This is a genomic window from Pseudomonas tremae (assembly GCF_001401155.1).
Taxonomy (GTDB): Bacteria; Pseudomonadota; Gammaproteobacteria; order Pseudomonadales; family Pseudomonadaceae; genus Aquipseudomonas; species Aquipseudomonas tremae.
In genome coordinates this window covers 1-378 of the sequence record NZ_LJRO01000080.1, presented here as the reverse complement: position 1 = coordinate 378, position 378 = coordinate 1, and the positions used below count along the sequence as shown (strand labels likewise).

Sequence of the window (378 nt, the reverse complement as noted above, 5' to 3'; positions counted from 1 at the left end):
GTGCAGAGATATTTGCTTTTACTCTAGCGCGTGTGCCGGGTCTGGTGCGGGATCTTCAAAGTGCAGCCGAAAAGCAAAATGTGAAAATTGATAAATACGTTTTTCATCAAGCCAATAAGTTTATGCTGGATCATTTGGCAAAAAAAATGCGGCTTGACCCTAACGATGTTGTTGTAAATCTAAAGGATGTGGGTAATACCAGTGCAGCGTCAATACCGCTAGCTCTTTGCTTAAATGCAGAGGCTCAGCAGGGGCTTTGCGGTAATTATTTGTTGGCCGGGTTTGGTGTCGGCTATTCTTGGGCTGGATGCATTGTCAACTTATCTGATGCCCAATTTAGTCATGTGGTGAGAGTCAGTTCTTGGGAGGAACATTGAG

General features: G+C 44.4%; 1 protein-coding gene. It reads left to right on the top strand.

What is annotated here, in order from left to right; all coding sequences use genetic code 11:
- Positions 1-377 (top strand): 3-oxoacyl-[acyl-carrier-protein] synthase III C-terminal domain-containing protein (locus ALO43_RS28385; protein WP_328586971.1); only part of this gene is annotated, 377 nt, incomplete at its 5' end.
- Position 378 lies beyond the last annotated feature (1 nt).